This is a genomic window from Aquabacterium sp., assembly GCF_036273115.1.
Taxonomy (GTDB): Bacteria; Pseudomonadota; Gammaproteobacteria; order Burkholderiales; family Burkholderiaceae_C; genus Aquabacterium.
Genome location: NZ_DASUIN010000024.1, coordinates 110,291 through 128,677 on the forward strand (window position 1 = coordinate 110,291; position 18,387 = coordinate 128,677).

General features: G+C 60.3%; 14 protein-coding genes and 1 tRNA gene. 4 read left to right on the forward strand and 11 right to left on the reverse strand.

Going from position 1 to position 18,387, the window contains the following annotated elements:
- Positions 1–13: 13 nt before the first annotated feature.
- The gene (locus tag VFW72_RS10700; protein ID WP_329674283.1) at positions 14–445 is read right to left on the reverse strand and encodes an NfeD family protein; all 432 of its coding nucleotides are present in this window, start codon (positions 443–445) and stop codon (positions 14–16) included.
- Between the two features lie 157 nt (positions 446–602).
- Between VFW72_RS10700 and VFW72_RS10705 the strand changes: the two genes are divergently transcribed.
- Entirely contained in the window at positions 603–2,867 is a 2,265-nt protein-coding gene (locus VFW72_RS10705) for an arginine/lysine/ornithine decarboxylase (protein ID WP_329674284.1), read from the forward strand.
- Here the strand turns inward: VFW72_RS10705 and VFW72_RS10710 are convergent, their stop codons facing one another.
- The 9 genes from VFW72_RS10710 to VFW72_RS10750 form a co-directional block, all read right to left on the reverse strand.
- Positions 2,868–4,544, reverse strand: coding sequence for a tetratricopeptide repeat protein (locus tag VFW72_RS10710; protein ID WP_329674285.1), 1,677 nt, complete (start codon positions 4,542–4,544; stop codon positions 2,868–2,870).
- Positions 4,545–4,630: 86 nt separating this feature from the next.
- Entirely contained in the window at positions 4,631–5,251 is a 621-nt protein-coding gene (locus VFW72_RS10715; protein ID WP_329674286.1) for a HAMP domain-containing sensor histidine kinase, read from the reverse strand.
- Positions 5,252–5,256: 5 nt separating this feature from the next.
- Complete coding sequence (locus VFW72_RS10720; protein WP_329674287.1) at positions 5,257–6,897, reverse strand: tetratricopeptide repeat protein; 1,641 nt, start codon at positions 6,895–6,897, stop codon at positions 5,257–5,259.
- Positions 6,898–7,047: 150 nt separating this feature from the next.
- Positions 7,048–8,184, reverse strand: a complete 1,137-nt coding sequence (dnaJ, locus tag VFW72_RS10725) for a molecular chaperone DnaJ (RefSeq protein ID WP_329674288.1) — start codon at positions 8,182–8,184, stop codon at positions 7,048–7,050.
- A gap of 94 nt (positions 8,185–8,278) precedes the next feature.
- Positions 8,279–10,219 (reverse strand): molecular chaperone DnaK, encoded by a 1,941-nt coding sequence (gene dnaK / locus VFW72_RS10730; RefSeq protein ID WP_329674289.1) that lies wholly within the window; start codon positions 10,217–10,219, stop codon positions 8,279–8,281.
- A gap of 111 nt (positions 10,220–10,330) precedes the next feature.
- Positions 10,331–10,912, reverse strand: a complete 582-nt coding sequence (gene grpE, locus VFW72_RS10735) for a nucleotide exchange factor GrpE (RefSeq protein ID WP_329674290.1) — start codon at positions 10,910–10,912, stop codon at positions 10,331–10,333.
- A gap of 60 nt (positions 10,913–10,972) precedes the next feature.
- The gene (locus VFW72_RS10740; protein ID WP_414638792.1) at positions 10,973–11,362 is read right to left on the reverse strand and encodes an RNA-binding S4 domain-containing protein; all 390 of its coding nucleotides are present in this window, start codon (positions 11,360–11,362) and stop codon (positions 10,973–10,975) included.
- Positions 11,363–11,424: 62 nt separating this feature from the next.
- Positions 11,425–13,470 carry an FAD-dependent 5-carboxymethylaminomethyl-2-thiouridine(34) oxidoreductase MnmC gene (gene mnmC / locus VFW72_RS10745; protein ID WP_329674292.1) on the reverse strand — a complete coding sequence of 682 codons (2,046 nt, stop codon included), beginning with the start codon at positions 13,468–13,470 and terminating at the stop codon, positions 11,425–11,427.
- Positions 13,471–13,514: 44 nt separating this feature from the next.
- Entirely contained in the window at positions 13,515–14,297 is a 783-nt protein-coding gene (locus VFW72_RS10750; protein ID WP_329674293.1) for a 3-hydroxybutyrate dehydrogenase, read from the reverse strand.
- 93 nt (positions 14,298–14,390) lie between these two features.
- On the opposite strand from VFW72_RS10750, the gene VFW72_RS10755 reads away from it, so the two are divergent.
- The 3 genes from VFW72_RS10755 (at position 14,391) to VFW72_RS10765 (ending at position 17,792) form a co-directional block, all read left to right on the forward strand.
- Positions 14,391–15,362 (forward strand): alpha/beta hydrolase, encoded by a 972-nt coding sequence (locus VFW72_RS10755; protein WP_329674294.1) that lies wholly within the window; start codon positions 14,391–14,393, stop codon positions 15,360–15,362.
- 9 nt (positions 15,363–15,371) lie between these two features.
- On the forward strand, positions 15,372–17,663 hold the full coding sequence (locus tag VFW72_RS10760; RefSeq protein WP_329674295.1) for a bifunctional (p)ppGpp synthetase/guanosine-3',5'-bis(diphosphate) 3'-pyrophosphohydrolase: 2,292 nt from the start codon (positions 15,372–15,374) through the stop codon (positions 17,661–17,663).
- Positions 17,664–17,715: 52 nt separating this feature from the next.
- Positions 17,716–17,792, forward strand: a tRNA-Val gene (locus VFW72_RS10765).
- A gap of 179 nt (positions 17,793–17,971) precedes the next feature.
- On the opposite strand, the gene VFW72_RS10770 is transcribed toward VFW72_RS10765, so the two are convergent.
- Positions 17,972–18,385: a GNAT family N-acetyltransferase gene (locus VFW72_RS10770; RefSeq protein WP_329674296.1), complete on the reverse strand. Its 414-nt coding sequence runs from the start codon at positions 18,383–18,385 to the stop codon at positions 17,972–17,974.
- Positions 18,386–18,387: the final 2 nt, after the last annotated feature.

Here is an 18,387-nt window from a genome sequence, read left to right on the forward strand (position 1 = left end):
TGATCGCTACGGCTCAAATCTGTTCCAGCATCACGACAAAGCCATCCACTGACTTGATTCGGTGCCGCCCCAACGCGGGCAGGTGCGGGCCGAAATGACGCCCTACACAGACGACACCGTGGTGATGAATTTTGCAGGTCCCGTCGGCTTCCCAGTGATCGACCTCGACATGGGCCCCGATTTCAACCTGGGGCAACTCGGAGGCAAAACCGGTGCTGTCCGGCAGTGGGCCCCTTTTCAGAAGGTGAAAGTGCCAGGCGACAACCCCAACGCCTCCCACCCCTGCGGCGGCCACCAATTGAATCGACTGGGGCACGCCAAAGTTGGCCAGCATGGCGGCGGCCGCGGCGCCCAGCCCGAGCATGAACAGGTACGCCGACCTGGTCAGAAGCTCCAGGCTGACGAAGAAACCGGTCACGATCAACCAGACAGTGGCCTCGCTCATGTGCTCCAACCCCGTGTTGGAGCAAGTGTACGACCCTTGCACACAGAATCACAGCATTTCAGGTCAATTTCCGCCTTGGGTCAACAAAACCGACCCCGAGAGACCCTACACTTCGCGATCCTGATTTTTTCGTTGCCTAGCCTTGAAGGAGCTGGCCATGCTGCGCTTCCATTTTCCTGTTGTCATCATTGACGAGGACTTCCGTTCGGAGAACACCTCCGGTCTGGGCATTCGCGCCTTGGCCGACGCGATTCAGAAAGAGGGCTTCGAAGTTCTTGGCGTGACCAGCTATGGTGACCTGGCTCAGTTTGCTCAGCAACAAAGCCGCGCCAGTGCCTTCATTCTCTCGATTGACGACGAAGAATTCACGCCGGGCCCTGAGTTGGACCCCGCCGTCCTGAACCTGCGCAAGTTCATTGAAGAAATCCGCTTCAAGAACGCCGACATTCCTATCTATTTGTACGGCGAGACGCGCACTTCCGAGCACATTCCCAACGACATCCTGCGTGAGCTGCACGGCTTCATTCACATGTTTGAAGATACGCCCGAGTTCGTGGCGCGTCACATCATCCGTGAAGCGAAGAGCTACCTCGACGCCTTGCCTCCACCCTTTTTCAAGGCCTTGATGGACTACGCTCAGGACGGCTCCTACTCCTGGCACTGCCCTGGGCACTCGGGCGGGGTGGCCTTCCTCAAGAGCCCTGTGGGCCAGATGTTCCACCAGTTCTATGGTGAAAACATGCTGCGCGCCGACGTGTGTAATGCTGTGGAAGAACTGGGCCAGTTGCTCGACCACACGGGCCCCGTGTACGAGTCCGAAAAGAACGCGGCGCGCATTTTCAATGCCGACCATTGCTTCTTCGTCACCAACGGCACATCCACCTCCAACAAGATGGTGTGGCACCACACCGTGGCGCCGGGCGACATCGTGGTGGTGGACCGCAATTGCCACAAGTCCATCCTGCACAGCATCATCATGACCGGGGCCATTCCCGTGTTCATGACGCCCACGCGCAACCACTACGGCATCATCGGCCCCATTCCGAAGAGCGAGTTCGAGCCCGCCACCATTCGCAAGAAGATCGCAGCCAACCCGTTGCTCAAGGGCGTGGATCCCAAAAAGGCCAAGCCACGCATCATGACCTTGACGCAGAGCACCTACGACGGCGTGCTCTACAACACCGAAAACATCAAGGCGACCCTGGACGGCTGGATCGACAACCTGCACTTCGACGAAGCCTGGTTGCCTCACGCTGCCTTCCACAAGTTCTACGGCATGTACCACGCCATGGGCAAGAATCGCCCACGCCCGAAGGAGGCCGTGGTCTATTCCACCCAGTCCATCCACAAGTTGCTGGCTGGCATCTCGCAGGCTTCGCACGTGCTGGTTCAAGAATCACAAAACGTGCAACTTGACCGTAACCTCTTCAACGAGGCTTACCTGATGCACACCTCCACCTCGCCGCAGTACGCCATCATCGCCTCGTGCGACGTGGCTGCGGCCATGATGGACGCCCCTGGTGGCACCGCCCTGGTGGAAGAGAGCATCAAGGAAGCGCTCGACTTCCGCCGCGCCATGCGCAAGGTCGACAAGGAATACGGCAAGGACTGGTGGTTCAAGGTCTGGGGCCCGGACAAAATCGCCGCCGACGACATTGGCAAGCCGTCTGACTGGGTGCTCAAGGCCAATGAGAAGTGGCATGGCTTCGGCAACCTGGCCGAAGGCTTCAACATGCTCGACCCCATCAAGTCGACCATCATCACCCCGGGTCTGGATGTGTCTGGCAAGTTTGCCAAGACCGGCATCCCTGCGTCCATCGTTACCAAATACCTCGCCGAGCACGGCGTGGTGGTGGAAAAGACCGGCCTGTACAGCTTCTTCATCATGTTCACCATCGGCATCACCAAGGGCCGCTGGAACACCATGCTGACCGCGCTGCAGCAGTTCAAGGACGACTACGACCGCAACCAGCCTTTGTGGCGTGTGGTGCCAGACTTCTGCAAGAAGTATCCGAAGTACGAGCGCATGGGCCTGCGTGACCTGTGCCAGAGCGTGCACGAAGCCTATGCCAAGGGCGACATCGCACGCCTGACGACCGACGTGTACCTGTCAGGCCTGGAGCCGGCCATGAAGCCGTCTGATGCCTACGCCTGCATTGCCCGTCGTCAGACCGAACGCGTGGAAATCGACCAGCTGGAAGGTCGCATCACGACGTCGCTGCTCACGCCTTACCCACCCGGTATCCCGCTGTTGATTCCTGGTGAGCGCTTCAACAAGAAAATTGTTGACTTCCTCAAGTTCGCCCGCGACTTCAACACGGCCTTCCCAGGCTTTGCCACCGACGTTCACGGCCTGGTCGCCGAAGAATTGCCCGGTGGTGGGGTGCGCTACTACGTGGACTGTGTGAAGGGCGAGGGCTGATCAGGCCGCCATCTCGGGCTGGGGCTTGATCTCAGCCTGCGACTTCTGAATGCGCAGTGAAAGGCCGCCGCTCTGGCGGCCTTCTTCATTGCCCAGCGGCAACTTGCTGGGCTTGCCAGAAAAGGCGCCTTTCAGTTCCTTGATCATCGAGGCCAGTGCATCGGCATCTGCAATATGGGCCTTGTGGCGCTCCAGAGCATGGTCTGCCATTTCTGCCCATTTGGCATTGCGCCACTTCTTGGCCAGGGTGATCAACTCGACCACCGTTTGGCGGCGTTCGCCCGTCACCGCATAGGTCATGGCGTTTTGCACCGCGGCCTGAGCCTGGGCGAGAACCGCCAGAACTTGATCATGTTGTTCTGGCAGCTTGTCGCTGGCTGCAGCCAGCAACTGACCCGCAGCCTTGCTTCCGCTGAAGCGCCAGGTGAGTGCCTCAACCCACTGCGTGGCCCGTTCTCCCCGAGCTGTTTCAGAAGGCATGCGCGACAGCATCGAGAGAATGTTGCAAGCGCCTTCCACATCCAGGTCGGGGGCATCCATGTGGCGCCCCAGGGTGAACATCTCTGATTTGGCCGCCTCCATGTGCTTGTCTGCCAGCATGGTGACGATTTTCACGATCTCCAGCTGGCGCTGCACACGCGGGTCACCCGGAGTTTTCTGCAAAGTATGTTCGAGGTTGCTCAAGCAGCGCCGAACGCCTTTGGCATCTTTGGCGTCATACCGTACGAACGACAAGAGAACCAGCGATTCAGTGTCGAACATCTTGGAGCCGGAGCCCAGGGCCGCACTACGTTCCAGCGGACGCTTGGCTTCTTCCGACTCGCCCATGTAGAACGTGATGGCGCCGAGTTTCGCGTTGCGGGTGATCGAGCTTGGGGTGATCTCCCAGGCGTTCTTGTAGGTGTCGAGTGCCTCGGTCAGGTCGCCTTGATCCACCTGGAGTTTGCCGAGCAAGTCGTGGCCTTCTGCAAATTCCGGGCTGTCTTTGACCAGCCCCTCCAGAATTTTCTTGGCTTGTGGTGCCTGCTGACTTTCAAACAGAGTACGTGCCAGCCCCAACCGAGCCCAAGCCGGCGGCGGCGTGCGCTCCATCAGTTTTTGATAAAGCGCCTTGGCCTCATCAAATCGGTTCTGCCGCAGAAACAGCTCGCCGCCAATGCGGGCGGCATACAAGCCATAGGGCAGGCCATCAACGTAACGCTGTACACACAAGGCGGCGGCCTGTTCGGTTTCGCCCGCTTCCAGTGCTTCAAATACTTTCGCCAGAGCCAACTTCCGCTTGCGAGCCAGAATCAGGCGCTCGGCCAAAGACATCGCGGTATAGGGTTTGACGATGTAGCTATCCAGGGCTGACTCGGCCGCTTCGGCCACCTTGTTGTAACTGGCTTCGCCCGTCACCATGATGAAGGTGGTGAAGTAGGGCAGCAGTTGCTCTCGGCGAAGGTCGTCGAGCAAGTCCTGACCGCTGTATTCGCAGTGCTCGAAGTGGTAGTCGCACAGAACGATGTCGAACGTGGCGTGTTCGAGGCGGCCTCGGGCGTCCTGCGGTCGGCTGCTTTGCACCACGGTACCGACGCCCATGTCGCGCAACTGGGCGGCCAAGATGCTGCGTGACGTGTGGTTGCCGTCAACGATGAGCGCTCGACATTCTTCGATACCGGGATAAAGGGCGTCCATAGGCTGCCTCTGCAAGAAAATTTCAGATTCCCGTTAAACCCATGGGGAATGAGGGTTTTTCGGCAGATGAACAGCAGACTTGAATGTCAGGGAATCCAGAGTTCAAAACGCGTCCCTCCTTGCGGGCGATGGCGCAGCTCAATGCGGCCCTGCCGGGTGCCGCTTCGATGGGCGCGAGCGACCGCGCGGCACAGCTCTGTACCCAGTCCGGTCGAATGCGGCCCACCATCGCTGCCCTGCGGGCCTGGTCCGTCGTCTTCGATCACAAACACCAGGTAATCGTCCTCCAGGTGCAGCACGAGGGTGATCTGGCTGCGAGCGAAGCGGCTGGCGTTGTGCAACGCCGCATCCAGTGCCATTTGAACCAGCCTTTGGTCGAAATACCAGTAGGGGGGCTCACCTGCGCGGCGCTCAACGGACATTTTTGGCGAATGGGCGTGGGGCGCGTACTTGGATTGGCCTGCCCGGCACACCGATTCGAGTACGTCTTGTGGCGACTCATCCTCACAGTAGGCCCGCAGCTCGCTGCCGGTGCCATACACCATCAGGAACTGGATGAATTCGCGCTTCAGGTCCACGCAGCGCTGGTAGGCCGTGCGAGCACCGTCTCTCGTGGGCTCGGCTGCCAGCGCTTCGAGCTCGCCTTCAAGGGCCCCCAGGGCATTCTTGAGGTCGTGCGCAATCAGCGTGGCAGGGGTGCTTTGCATGGCGTTCAGACGCTGGCGGTGGCGTGAGCCAGGTCGCTCTTGGTTTCGCGGAAGTAGCGCCGCATCTTGCCCACCCGATCGTTGCCAGGCATGAGCTGATCCAGGCGTACCAGGTACTGGTGAACGCGCTCGATCATCGCCGGGTTGTATTCCTTCTTCAGGCGCAATGCCATGCAGTTGATCTGTGTGGCCTGCAGCAGCACCCCGGTGTTTTCCGGGAAGGCCTCCACGGCAGCCTCAATGGCCTCCACGGCCTCATCGATCTGGCTGTCGCGCAGCAGCTTGCGGGCGTCTTGCACCTTGGCTTCCATGGCAGCGGCTCGTCCCACCACCACATCGTGAACCTTGTCGCCGTGACCGGTCACGATCAGCGCATTGCTGACCATCTGCTTGATGCGGCCGTTTTCGTGGTCTGCGCTGACCACGCTGTTGAGGATGCTCAGCCCCTTTTCTTCGTTGCCAGCCATCAATTCGGCCTTGGCCAAGGCCAGAGAGGCAAAATCGGCCTTGCCCTTGCGCAAGGTGGCTCGGGCCTTTTCCAGGGTCTTTTCAGCCTCTGCTGTTTTGCCTGCTTTGCATTCGGCCTGCGCTTGAATCGCCAGAGACACGGTGGCGAAGGCAGCATTGTTTCGGTGCTCGGGTGCAGCCTCCTGCAGCAGCTTCAGCGCTTCCCCCGGCTCATTGCTGTCGACCAAGGTTTGCGCCAGCATCAAGGCGTCTTGCGCTTGTGCCACCACCGAGCCCTTGGTGGCTTTGTGCGCTTTGGTCAGCAAGGTTTTGGCTGTTTCCAGGTCGCCGTTGCGGTAGGCGCTTTCACCTGCCAGCCGTTGCCGACGGGCCGACGGGATGACCGTGGCGGCATCTCGCAATGCCCACATGGCCGCCTGGGCATCGCCCTGGGCTTCCAGGGCCTCGGCCACGATGTCGTAAGCCGCCACATTTTTTTCGCCCTCGGGCGATTCGATGATTCTGCGTGCCTGGCTCAGGGCTTCGTCATACTGACCCAGTGCTTTGTAGGCCCTGGCCAGACCCAGTTGGGCCCATAGCAGTTCAGGGCGCTTGTCCAGCACTGAGCGGTACAAGGCTTTGGCCTCTTCGTTCTTGCTCAGCTTCAGCAGGGTTTGGCCTTTGAGTTGCAGGGCTTGGGCCAGCCATCGGTTCTGGGCGGCAATCAGGTTGTCGCACGCCTGCAGCGCACCGACAAGGTCGTCACGCTTGAGTTTTTCCGTGATTCGCAGCAACCCGGCACGTTTTTCCAACTGGGCTTTCAGCCGGTCGCCAATGTCGGCTGCGGTGGCAGGCTTGAGCAGATAGGCATCGGGGTGATGCTCTGTGGCGGCGGCCACCGAGGCATAGCTGCTCTCTGCCGTGATCATGAAAAACAGGCAATCAGGTGGCAGCAGGTCGTTGTCGCGCAGGTATTCAAACACCTGTTGACCGTCGGTTTTCTGATTCAGGTTGTAGTCGCACAGAATCAAGCCATAGCGGCGGCTCTTGACCAGGCGAACCGCATCTTGCGGGTTGCTGGCGACGTCGGCTTTCGCAATGCCCAGCAACGACAAATGGCCTCGCAGGGTCGACTGCTGAGCTGCCATGTCATCAATGATCAAGGCTTGTATCCCGGAAAAAGGGGTCTGAACAGTCATGGCTTGGGTCCGGCAGTGCTGAGACGGATGATCGGAATCGGTCGTTCAGATGTCGGCTAAGTCTGACCACAACTTGAGGCAAACGCGGTCGCTGCAGCGCTCAAAATGAAAAAAGGCACCCGAAGGTGCCTTTTCATGTGGTGAATTGACTCACTTGAAGATGTTCTTCACCCGGTCGGTCCAGCTTTTGGCGTTAGGCGAATGCTTCTCGCCGCCCTTCTTGAACGACTCGTCCAGCTCCTTGAGCAGCTTGCGCTGATGCTCGGTGAGCTTGACCGGCGTTTCCACCTGGATGTGGCAGTACAGGTCGCCAGGGTAGCTGGAACGCAGCCCCTTGATGCCCTTGCCGCGCAGGCGGAAGGTCTTGCCGTGCTGGGTGCCTTCTGGAATTTCGATTTCGGCCTTGCCACCCAGCGTGGGCACTTCAATGGTGCCACCCAGGGCAGCAGACGTCAGCGGCACGGGAACTGTGCAGTGCAGGTCGTCGCCATCGCGCTCGAAGATGTCGTGCTGCTTGATGCGAATCTCGATGTAGAGGTCGCCAGCGGGCCCGCCATTGGTACCGGGTTCACCATTGCCTGCCGAACGAATGCGCATGCCTTCGTTGATGCCGGCGGGAATCTTGACTTCCAGGGTCTTGGTCTTCTTGATCTTGCCTTGGCCGTGGCAGCTGGTGCACGGTTCAGGAATGATCTTGCCCGAGCCGCGGCAGTGCGGACAGGTTTGCTGCACGCTGAAAAAGCCCTGGCGCATGTGCACCGTGCCCGAACCGTTACAGGTGGAGCAGGTCTTGGCGCTGGTACCGGGCTTGGCGCCCGAGCCGTGGCAGGTTTCGCATTCGTCCCAGGCGGGAATGCGAATTTGCGTGTCTTTGCCCGCAGCCGCTTCTTCCAAGGTGATTTCCATGGCGTACGACAAGTCGCTGCCACGGTAAACCTGAGGGCCTCCGCCGCCACGACGGCCGCCACCTTGGCCGAAGATGTCGCCAAAGATGTCGCCAAAAGCGTCGGCAAAGCCGCCACCGAAGCCACCCGCGCCGCCGCCACCCATATTGGGATCGACGCCGGCATGACCGAATTGGTCATAGGCCTGACGCTTCTTGGGGTCGGAGAGCATCTCGTAGGCCTCTTTGACCTCCTTGAACTTCTCTTCGGCTTCCTTGGCCTTGTCACCCTGATTGCGGTCAGGGTGATATTTCATGGCCAGCTTGCGGTAGGCCTTTTTGATTTCGTCCTCGGATGCGCCCTTGGCGAGGCCGAGAACTTCATAAAAATCGCGTTTTGCCATGATGTGTTGGTTTGCGGTCCAGATCCGACAAAGGCACAGGGCATGAGCGGGACGCTCACACAGCCTGTGCCCCTAGGCGAAAGCCTTAGTCAGATCAGTCCTTCTTGACTTCCTTGAACTCGGCGTCGACCACATTGTCGTCGGCAGGCTTGGCTTGCTCGGCACCGGCCTGAGCGCCAGCACCTTCGGCACCAGCAGCGCCTTGGGCAGCTTGCATGTCGGCGTACATCTTCTCGCCCAGCTTCTGCGAAGCGGTCATCAGGGCATTGGTCTTGGCCTCGATGTCGTCCTTGTCTTCACCCTTGAGGGCTTCTTCGACGTCCTTGATCGCGGCTTCGATCTTTTCCTTCTCACCGGCGTCGAGCTTGTCACCGTACTCGGTCAGCGACTTGCGCACGCTGTGAACCATGCCATCGCCTTGGTTCTTGGCTTGCACCAGTTCCAGCTTCTTCTTGTCTTCGGCGGCGTTCAGCTCGGCGTCCTTCACCATCTTCTGGATTTCGTCTTCCGACAGACCCGAGTTGGCCTTGATGGTGATCTTGTTTTCCTTGCCGGTGCCCTTGTCCTTGGCGCTCACGTGCAGGATGCCGTTGGCGTCAATGTCGAAGGCCACTTCGATTTGTGGCACGCCGCGTGGTGCGGGTGGGATGCCTTCCAGGTTGAACTCGCCCAGCATCTTGTTGCCCGAAGCCATTTCGCGCTCACCTTGGTAGACCTTGATGGTCACGGCCGGCTGGTTGTCGTCGGCGGTCGAGAAGGTTTGAGCGAACTTGGTGGGGATGGTGGTGTTCTTGCTGATCATCTTGGTCATGACACCGCCCAGAGTTTCAATGCCCAGAGACAGAGGGGTCACGTCCAGCAGCAGCACGTCGGTACGGTCACCGGCCAGCACCTGGCCTTGCACAGCGGCGCCCACGGCCACGGCTTCGTCAGGGTTCACGTCCTTGCGTGGGTCCTTGCCGAAGAACTCCTTGACCTTTTCTTGCACCTTGGGCATGCGGGTCATACCGCCGACCAGGATCACGTCGTCGATTTCGCTCACGCTCACGCCGGCATCCTTGATGGCGGTGCGGCAAGGGGCAATGGTGCGCTCGATCAGGTCTTCCACCAGCGACTCCAGCTTGGCGCGGGTCAGCTTGATGTTCAAGTGCTTGGGGCCAGTTGCGTCAGCGGTGATGTAAGGCAGGTTCACATCGGTCTGCGACGAGTTCGACAGCTCGATCTTGGCCTTTTCAGCGGCTTCCTTCAGGCGTTGCAGGGCCAGCACGTCCTTGGTCAGGTCCACGCCAGACTCTTTCTTGAACTCGCTGATGATGTAGTCGATGATGCGCTGGTCGAAGTCTTCACCGCCCAGGAAGGTGTCGCCGTTGGTCGACAGCACTTCGAACTGCTTTTCGCCGTCCACGTCAGCGATTTCGATGATGGACACGTCGAAGGTACCGCCGCCCAAGTCATACACGGCGATCTTGCGGTCACCCTTGCCAGTCTTGTCCAGACCGAAAGCCAGTGCAGCAGCGGTAGGTTCGTTGATGATGCGCTTGACTTCCAGACCAGCGATACGGCCTGCGTCCTTGGTGGCTTGACGTTGTGCGTCGTTGAAGTAAGCGGGCACGGTGATGACGGCCTCGGTGACTTCTTCACCCAGGTAGTCTTCAGCGGTCTTCTTCATCTTGCGCAGCACTTCGGCCGACACTTGAGGGGGCGCGTACTTCTTGCCGCGCACTTCCACCCAGGCGTCACCGTTGTCGGCAGCGGCAATGGTGAAGGGCATCAGGTCGATGTCCTTCTGAACTTCCTTTTCAGTGAACTTGCGGCCAATCAGGCGCTTCACTGCGTACAGGGTGTTCTTGGGGTTGGTCACAGCCTGGCGCTTGGCCGAGGCGCCCACCAGAATTTCACCGTCTTCTTGATAAGCGATGATGGATGGGGTGGTACGAGCGCCTTCGCTGTTCTCGATCACCTTGGTGGTGTTGCCTTCCATGATGGCCACGCACGAGTTGGTGGTGCCCAAGTCAATGCCAATGATCTTGCCCATTATTTGTTTCTCCTGGAAAACTGAGGGAAGCGCTGTTGCTTCCGGTTGTTCCTAAAGTGATGTTTTAGAAAGGGTTTTCAAGAGCTGCCCAGCAGCTTTTTTGAAAATTTTTTACTTCGGTGCGGCCACGGTGACCAGAGCAGGGCGCAGCACGCGGTCGGCGATCAGGTAGCCCTTTTGCAGCACGCCCACAATGGTGTTGGCTTCTTGATCGGCGGGCACCATGCTGATGGCCTGGTGCTGGTGCGGATCGAACTTGGTGGTCGCCGGTGGGTTGATTTCGATGACCTTGTTGCGCTCAAAGGCCGATGCCAGTTGGCGCAGGGTGGCGGTCACGCCTTCCAGCACGGTTTCCACGGGGGTGTCGGGCTTGGCTGCGTGCGAAGCCAGCGCGGCTTCCAGGCTGTCTTTGATGGGCAGCAGGCTTTCTGCAAAGCTTTCCACCGCAAATTTGCGGGCCTTGGCGATTTCTTCCTCGGAGCGACGGCGCACGTTTTCGGCTTCTGCCTTGGCGCGCAGGTAGGCATCCGAGACTTCAGCGTGCTTGGCCTGCAGCTCGGCCAGTTGCTGTTCCAAGGTGGCGCCAGCGGCTTGTTCGGGCGCTGCGGCTCCGTTTTCAGGGGCCATTTCCGGGGTTGCGGGCGTATCGCTCATGTTCGGTTGATTGGGTTGATTTCTCAAAACCCTGCGCATGTCAGGGCAAAGTTCGGGGTTTCAAGACCCCGAACGCAAAAAAACTTTGTAACAGCGGAATCAGTCGTCAGAGCTGGCTGACCAGCGCTCCCAGCTCGCCAATTGGCGCCGGTCGCGCTTGGTGGGGCGGCCTTGCTCAATGGTCGAGGCGGGCTCCATGGCGTTCTTGCGCTGTTCGGCCCATTGCTCTCGGCGGGTCACGCTCTCGGGCGTTTCTTCGTACAACTGCTGGGCATGCACGGCTGGCCCGCGAATGGTGCTCAATGCCTTCACCATCACGGTTTGAGTCAGGTAGCCCTGGCGAATGTCGATGCGGTCACCCGCTTTCAGTTCGCGCGAGGCTTTGGCCACCTGTTCGTTGACCATGATGCGCCCCTTGTCGATCTCGTCCGCCGCCAGCGCACGGGTCTTGAAAAACCGCGCCGCCCAAAGCCATTTGTCCAGCCGCATGCGTTCGGTCAGGCCGGGCAGGGGGCGCTGATTGGCGTCAACAGGAATGAAAGCAGCCTTGCTCATGGGCCGGATTGTGCCTGCTGGCGGGCCAGGAAACGCGCGGGGTCGAGGGCATCGCGCAGGTCGGCTTCAAGTGGGCAAGGGGTGCCTGCCACCCAATGCGCCAGCAATTGCCCAGCCAGAACAGACCAGGTAATGCCTCTCGAGCCCAGGCCCGTGATCGCAAACAAACCGCCTGACTCGTTGCGTTCACGCGGAATCATGCGGGTCTGATCCAGGCGCAAGCGGCCAGGGGCTTGCGCCAATCGATCTCGGCGCCAGGGCAGGGCGCCCACCAGGGGCAGCCGGTCGGGGGTGGCCGCCCGCCAGCCTACGCGGCCCCAGGTCTGACTGGATTGCGCCAAGGTTTCCAGCACATCGGTCTGATCGTCAGGAATCAGCGCGCCGAGCTTGCTTGCCTGCCGCAAGTTGTGCGCATGGTCGGCTTCGCGCACGGTCGCGCAGTGGTCATGGTGTTGGGTGGTGGCGCCACAGAGCAAACGGCCATCGGGCAAGGTCAGGGCATAGCCGCCGCCTGCCACGGGCAACTTGGGCAGGTGAGCATGTTGAGCCGAAGCGTGTGGGTTCAGCACCGTGACTTGCCCCCGTATGGCCGACATCGGCATGGGCTCGACCGCGTGCGAGTCGGGCAAGGTCTGCAGCAGCTCATTGGCTCCATGGGCGTTGGCCAGCACCACACTGTGAACGTGCACAGCGCCACGGGTGGTGTGCACCCACCAGCCTTCGGCGCTGTTCGGGTTGGGTTCCAGCCGATGAACCGCCTCGCCCAATTTCAGGTTCAGCGGCTGGCCATGCAACTGGGCCCAGCGTTGCGCCTCTTTCACCAGGCATTGCGCCAAGCCAGCTGGGTGCAGCCAACCGGCCTGCTTGAATAACCATCCACCACTGTTAACGGGCAGGCCAGAGGCCATGGCGGCATCGGCTTGTTCCAGCCATTCAACGTAGGAGTCAGGCAGGCCAAGCTTGCCGATCAGGTTTTGCGCCTGTGTTGCATCACAGCGCGCATCCAGTCGCAACAGCCCCTGCAACTGCCCAGCCAAGTCGCCGTGCTCGATCCAGGGTTGCACCGCCGCGCTGACCGCCAAGGCCGCAGCCCGATGCGCCCGGGCATGAATGCCGTCTTCACCATGAACAATGGCGTGAAACATGCCGCCTGGGTTGCCCGATGCTTCGCTGGCCGCTTGGGGGTGCTTGTCAAACAGCGTCACCTGCCAGCCCGCACGTGCCAGTGCCCAACAGGCAACAGCGCCAGCCAGCCCTGCACCCACCACGGCGGCGTGGCGGTGCTCAGGGCGTGGAGCAGGGCGATGGCCACCGGCGGGAGGCTGGGGCACATACCGGGGTTCGTAAACCGCACGAATCATGTCGCGCTTGCCCCCAAAGCCAGGCGCACGGTGCACCGTGAAGCCGGCACGGGTCAGGCCATCGCGCACACTGCGGGCTACAGACCAGGTCGCCGCCGTGCATCCAGGTGCCGCGAGGCGGCCCAGGCGAGACAGCAACTGTTCGTCCCACATCTGTGGGTTCTTGGAGGGAGCAAAGCCATCCAGAAAGAAGGCATCCACCTGCATGACCAGGGCCGGCAGCAGTTCTGCCACGTCGCCCAAGCCCAATAGCAAAGTAACTTGCCCATTGGGGTCGTCAAACTGCAGGGTGTGGATGCCTGGTGTCAGCACCGGCCAAGCTTGTACCAGTCGTTGCGCGAACTCGTCGCTGTTCTGATGAACCTGGGCCAGGTCAGCCAGGGTCAAAGGGTGTTTTTCTATGGACACGAAAAACAAGCGTGAACAACGCTTGCTGTCTTCGCGCCAGGTTCGCCAGGTCTGAAGAAAGTTGTTACCCAGACCGAAGCCCGTTTCCAGAATCACGAACTGGTCGCGGTCTTGCCACCGCTCAGGCAAGCCATTGCCTCCCAAAAAAACGTACCGGGCCTGTTCGGCCGCCCCCGCTACGGCGTGATACACGTCGTCATACAGGGGCGAATACGGTACGCCGGGCGCCTTGCCCGAGGGGCTCTCGCCCAATCGGGCTACATCCAAACTCATGATGCGTGGCTACGAAGGCCTGGGAAAACGTCTTTCTGCGCGTGTTACTGGGCCAACCAGCCGCCGTCCATGTTCCAGGCAGCACCGCGCACGTTGTCGCCGCCCGGCGAGCACAGGAACACCGCCAGATCACCCAACTGGGCTGGCGTCACAAACTGCAGGGAAGGTTGCTTTTCACCCAGCAGGCCCACGCGGGCTTGGTCTTGGGTGATGCCTTCTTTTTCTGCACGCGCATCGATCTGCTTTTGCACCAGTGGGGTCAGCACCCAGCCTGGGCAAATGGCATTCACGGTCACGCCGGTGGTGGCGGTTTCCAAGGCAGCAGCTTTGGTCAAACCCACCAACCCGTGCTTGGCAGCCACATAGGCCGACTTCCCGGCCGAAGCCACCAGACCATGGGCCGAAGCCAGATTGATGATTCGCCCCCAGTTCTTGGCGCGCATGTGCGGCACAGCCAGGCGCATGGTGTGGAAGGCTGAACTCAGGTTGATCGCAATGATCGAGTCCCACTTTTCAACGGGAAACTCTTCCACAGGCGCCACGAACTGAATGCCCGCGTTGTTGACCAGAATGTCAACGCCGCCAAACTCGGCTTGGGCGTAGGCCATCATGGCTTCGATCTCGGCGGGCTTGCTCATGTCGGCCCCGTGGTAGCCCACCTTGATGCCGTGGGCTTTGCCCGCAGCCAACACACTGGCTTTGGGGGCTTCGACGTCGCCAAACCCGTTCAAAATGACATTCGCACCTTGAGCAGCCAGCTTTTCGGCAATACCCAGACCGATCCCGCTGGTTGATCCGGTAACCAGCGCTGTTTTTCCATTCAACATTCGGGGCCTCCTGTCGGCAAGAACAATCACAATGTGAGATGCCCCATTATCTGCTTATGGCCCGCCTAGAGCCGTTCGAATCAAACAGAAACCATGCCCGCAATTGAAGCCCACGCCCAGCCCGTTCTGAAGTATGTGACCTGCCCAGGCGGCAGCAAGTCTGATCCGAACACGCACCGCATGGCCTACTGGCAGTGGGGCGACGAGCGCAACCCACGCATCTTGCTCTGCGTGCACGGGCTGAGCCGCCAGGGCCGAGACTTCGACACCCTGGCTCGCCAACTGTCCGAGCACTACCAGGTCATCTGCCCTGATGTGGTGGGCCGTGGCCAATCTGACTGGTTGGCAGACCCGGCGGGCTATCAAGTCTTCACTTATGTGGGCGACATGGTGGCGCTGATGCAACAGTTGCGAGCGCAAGTGCAAGGTGGGCAGCCAGGAGGACAAGTTTCCCAGGGTGCGCAAGCCCCAGAGCCCCTGACCATCGATTGGGTCGGCACCTCCATGGGCGGCCTCATTGGCCTGGGCTTCTCCAGCCTGCCTCCTCAGGTTTCTGGCGCACGCATTCGCAAGTTCGTGCTCAACGACGTGGGGCCGCGCCTGCGCATCGAGGCGCTGACCCGCATTGGCGAATACCTGGGCCAGCCCTTGCGCTTCGACAACGAGCAACAAGCGGCTGATTACCTGTGGAGCATCTCCACCGGCTTTGGCCCGCACACGCCTGAGCAATGGCTGGCCTTGTCGCGACCTTTGCTCAAGCCCGCCCCAGATGGGCAAGGCCTCGTCCTTCACTACGACCCCAGCATCGCCACGCCGTTCAAGTCCATGACGGCTGAAAGCGCCACATCAGGCGAGGCGGCGCTGTGGCAGGTTTATGAAGCCTTGACCTGTGAGGTGCTGCTCTTGCGCGGCAAGAACTCTGATCTGTTGGACGCTGACACCGCCAAGGGCATGACCGAGCGCGGCCCCAAGGCCCGCCTGGTCGAGTTCGACGGCGTGGGCCATGCGCCCACCCTGATCACCGAATCGCAAATCGAGCCCATTCGCCAATTCCTGACCGCATGAGTTGAGCTCATGAAAACTGGACAACATCTGCCACAGACCATGTCGCCGCAGGGGGCCGCGGGCACCCACGCCACCATCGTCGACCTGGCAGATTGGGGCGCTCCGCGCGACGAGAACGGTGCGCCAGCGAGCGATCAAGTTCGCAGCAAGGCACGCGCCTTTGCTGAGCCCCTGCTGTATTCGCAGACATTCGATACCGGCGAAGATGCCCTCACGCATGCCGATGGCGTGGCCCTGACCTTGCAGAACATGGGGGCCTCGCCCTCATTGCAGGCCGCGGCCTATCTGGTTTACGCGGCCGAATACCTCAACCACCCGGAAGAGGTCATCAGCCGCAGCTTCGGTGCCGAAGCGGCCACCCTCGTCATGCATACGCTCAAGCTGGTTCGCGTTCAGCGCAGCGCGCGCGACGCTTTGGGCGACGAAGCCGAAGGCCCTTTGAACGCCGAGCAAATCGAGCGCATTCGCAAAATGCTGCTGGCGTTCTCGCGCGACCTGCGCGTGGTGCTGCTGCGTCTGGCCTCGCGCATGACCACCTTGCGCTACTACGCCAACAGCAAGCTGCCATGCCCCAAGGCATTGGCTCGCGAGTCCTTGCAGGTGTTTGCGCCGCTGGCCAACCGCCTGGGCATCTGGCAAATCAAATGGGAAATGGAAGACCTGTCCTTCCGCTTCCTCATGCCTGATGTCTACAAGACCATCGCCAAGTCGCTGCAAGACAAGCGCCTGGAGCGTGAGCGCCACGTGGAGCAAGTGCGCCAGGAACTGGCCGCTGCGTTGCAAGCCATGGGCTTGAAGGCGGAAGTGCAGGGCAGGCCCAAGCACCTCTACAGCATCTGGAAGAAGATGCAGGGCAAGAACCTGCCCATCGAACGCATCTTCGACATTCAGGCCCTGCGCGTCATTGTGGACGACGTACCCGCCTGCTACGCCGCCTTGAGCCGTGCGCATGAACTCTGGAAGCCCTTGCCAGAAGAGTTTGACGACTACATTGCCCGCCCCAAGGCCAATGGCTACCAAAGCCTGCACACCGTGGTGCTTGACGAAGCTGGCCGCCCCATTGAAATCCAGATTCGCACCCACGCCATGCACGAGCATGCCGACAGCGGCGTGGCGGCCCACTGGGCCTACAAAGAAGCAGGCAAAAAGGGCTATGGCGGAGCGGCACTGGCAGCGGGTGACTTCGAGCGCCGCGTGGCCGAGGCCCGCCAAACCGTGTTGCGCCAACTGCTGGCCTGGGAACGCGACCTGGCAGCCGCAGACGAAGCCCAAGGTGGCACCTCGAACAAAGGCTTGTTTGACGACCGCATTTACGTGTTCACACCGGGCGGAGAAATCATCGACCTGCCAAGCGGCGCCTCGCCGGTGGACTTCGCCTACACACTGCACACCAACCTGGGCCATCGCTGCCGCGGTGCCAAGGTCGATGGCGCCATGGTGCCCTTGAACACTGAACTGCAAAGCGGGCAGACCATCGAGATCATCTCCGTCAAAGAAGGTGGCCCCTCGCTGGACTGGCTTAACCCCGAACTGGGTTACCTCAAGAGCCAACGCGCTCGCGCCAAAGTGCGTGCCTGGTTCAACGCCCTGGCACAGCAGGCCACCATCGCTCGCGGGCGTGAAGCGGTTGAAAAGCTCCTCCAACGCGAAGGCAAAACCGCCACCAAACTCGACGACCTCGCAGAAAACCTCGGCTTCAAAACCGCCGATGCCCTGTTCGAAGTGGTGGGCAAAGACGAATACTCGCTACGCAACATCGAACAACTGTTGCGCCCGGCCGAGCCTGCACCCGACCCTGACCAGTTCATCGCCCAAAAGCTGCTCAAAGGCTCGACCGATGCGGTGGGTAACAGCCGCGGCATTCTGGTGGTGGGCATGGATTCGCTGCTCACCCAGCTTGCGCGCTGCTGCAAGCCCGCGCCTCCAGATGACATTGGCGGCTTCGTGACACGAGGCAAGGGCGTGGCCGTGCACCGCGTTGACTGCAGCAACTTCAAGCAAATGGCCACCACGCAGCCTGAACGAGTCATTCCGGTGACCTGGGGCAAGCAGGCGGGCGATGGCAAGTCAAACTATGCCGTTGATGTCATGGTTGAAGGACACGACCGCCCGGGTCTGCTGCGTGATGTGTGCGACGTTTTCGCACAAGGCAAGACCCATGTGCTGGCCATGCACAGCCAAACCCAACGCGACCGCACCACCATCACCTTGACGGTGCAAACCGACGACACCAGCAAGCTCAAAGGCGTGCTGGGAAAGGTGTTGCAAATTAACGGCGTTTCTCGCGCAAAGCGCAGGTGACTGGCTGATGACTTTGACAAAGTCGAAATTCATGCTACATTAATGGTCTTCCAGGCGCGTAGCTCAGCTGGTTAGAGCACCACCTTGACATGGTGGGGGTCGGAGGTTCGAGTCCTCTCGCGCCTACCAAATTGGTAGGAAGCCGGTAAGTTGAAAGACTTACCGGCTTTTTCGTTTTCTGTCGCGCTATAATTGAAGGCTACCCCTTGAATCGGTCGCCTGACCTTGGCGACCATCAAAAAAGGAAAGCCGCCCACAAGGCGGCTTTTTCTTTTGCAGCGTCTTTTTGGGGGCCGTTCGGCTCCAGGCTAAACCGCTGTTCTATTCAAGCGCATCAGTGCCATGTTGCCCACATCGGTTGTGAAGCCGAACTGCGCATAAAACTTCTGCAGTTCAGGCAGGCAGTACAACTCTATGTGGTGCACGTCTTTCAGCCGCGTGTCTTCCTTCACCAGCGTCACCAGCTTGTGGCCCAGGCCCTTGTCTTGGTGATCTGGGTGCACGATCACATCAAACATCAAGGCCTTGAAGGTGTAGTCGGTCAACACACGGGTGAACGCAACCAGGTTGTGTTGCTCGTCGACAAAGCCAAAGCACATGGTTGAGCCCTGGGCGCAACGACGGGTTTCATCCAGCGTGCGGTGGCGGGCCCACCATGCAAATTGGTACAGGCCATGTAATTGTTCGACCTGCTTGTCGGTCAGTTCAAAAATCGGGGTCATGG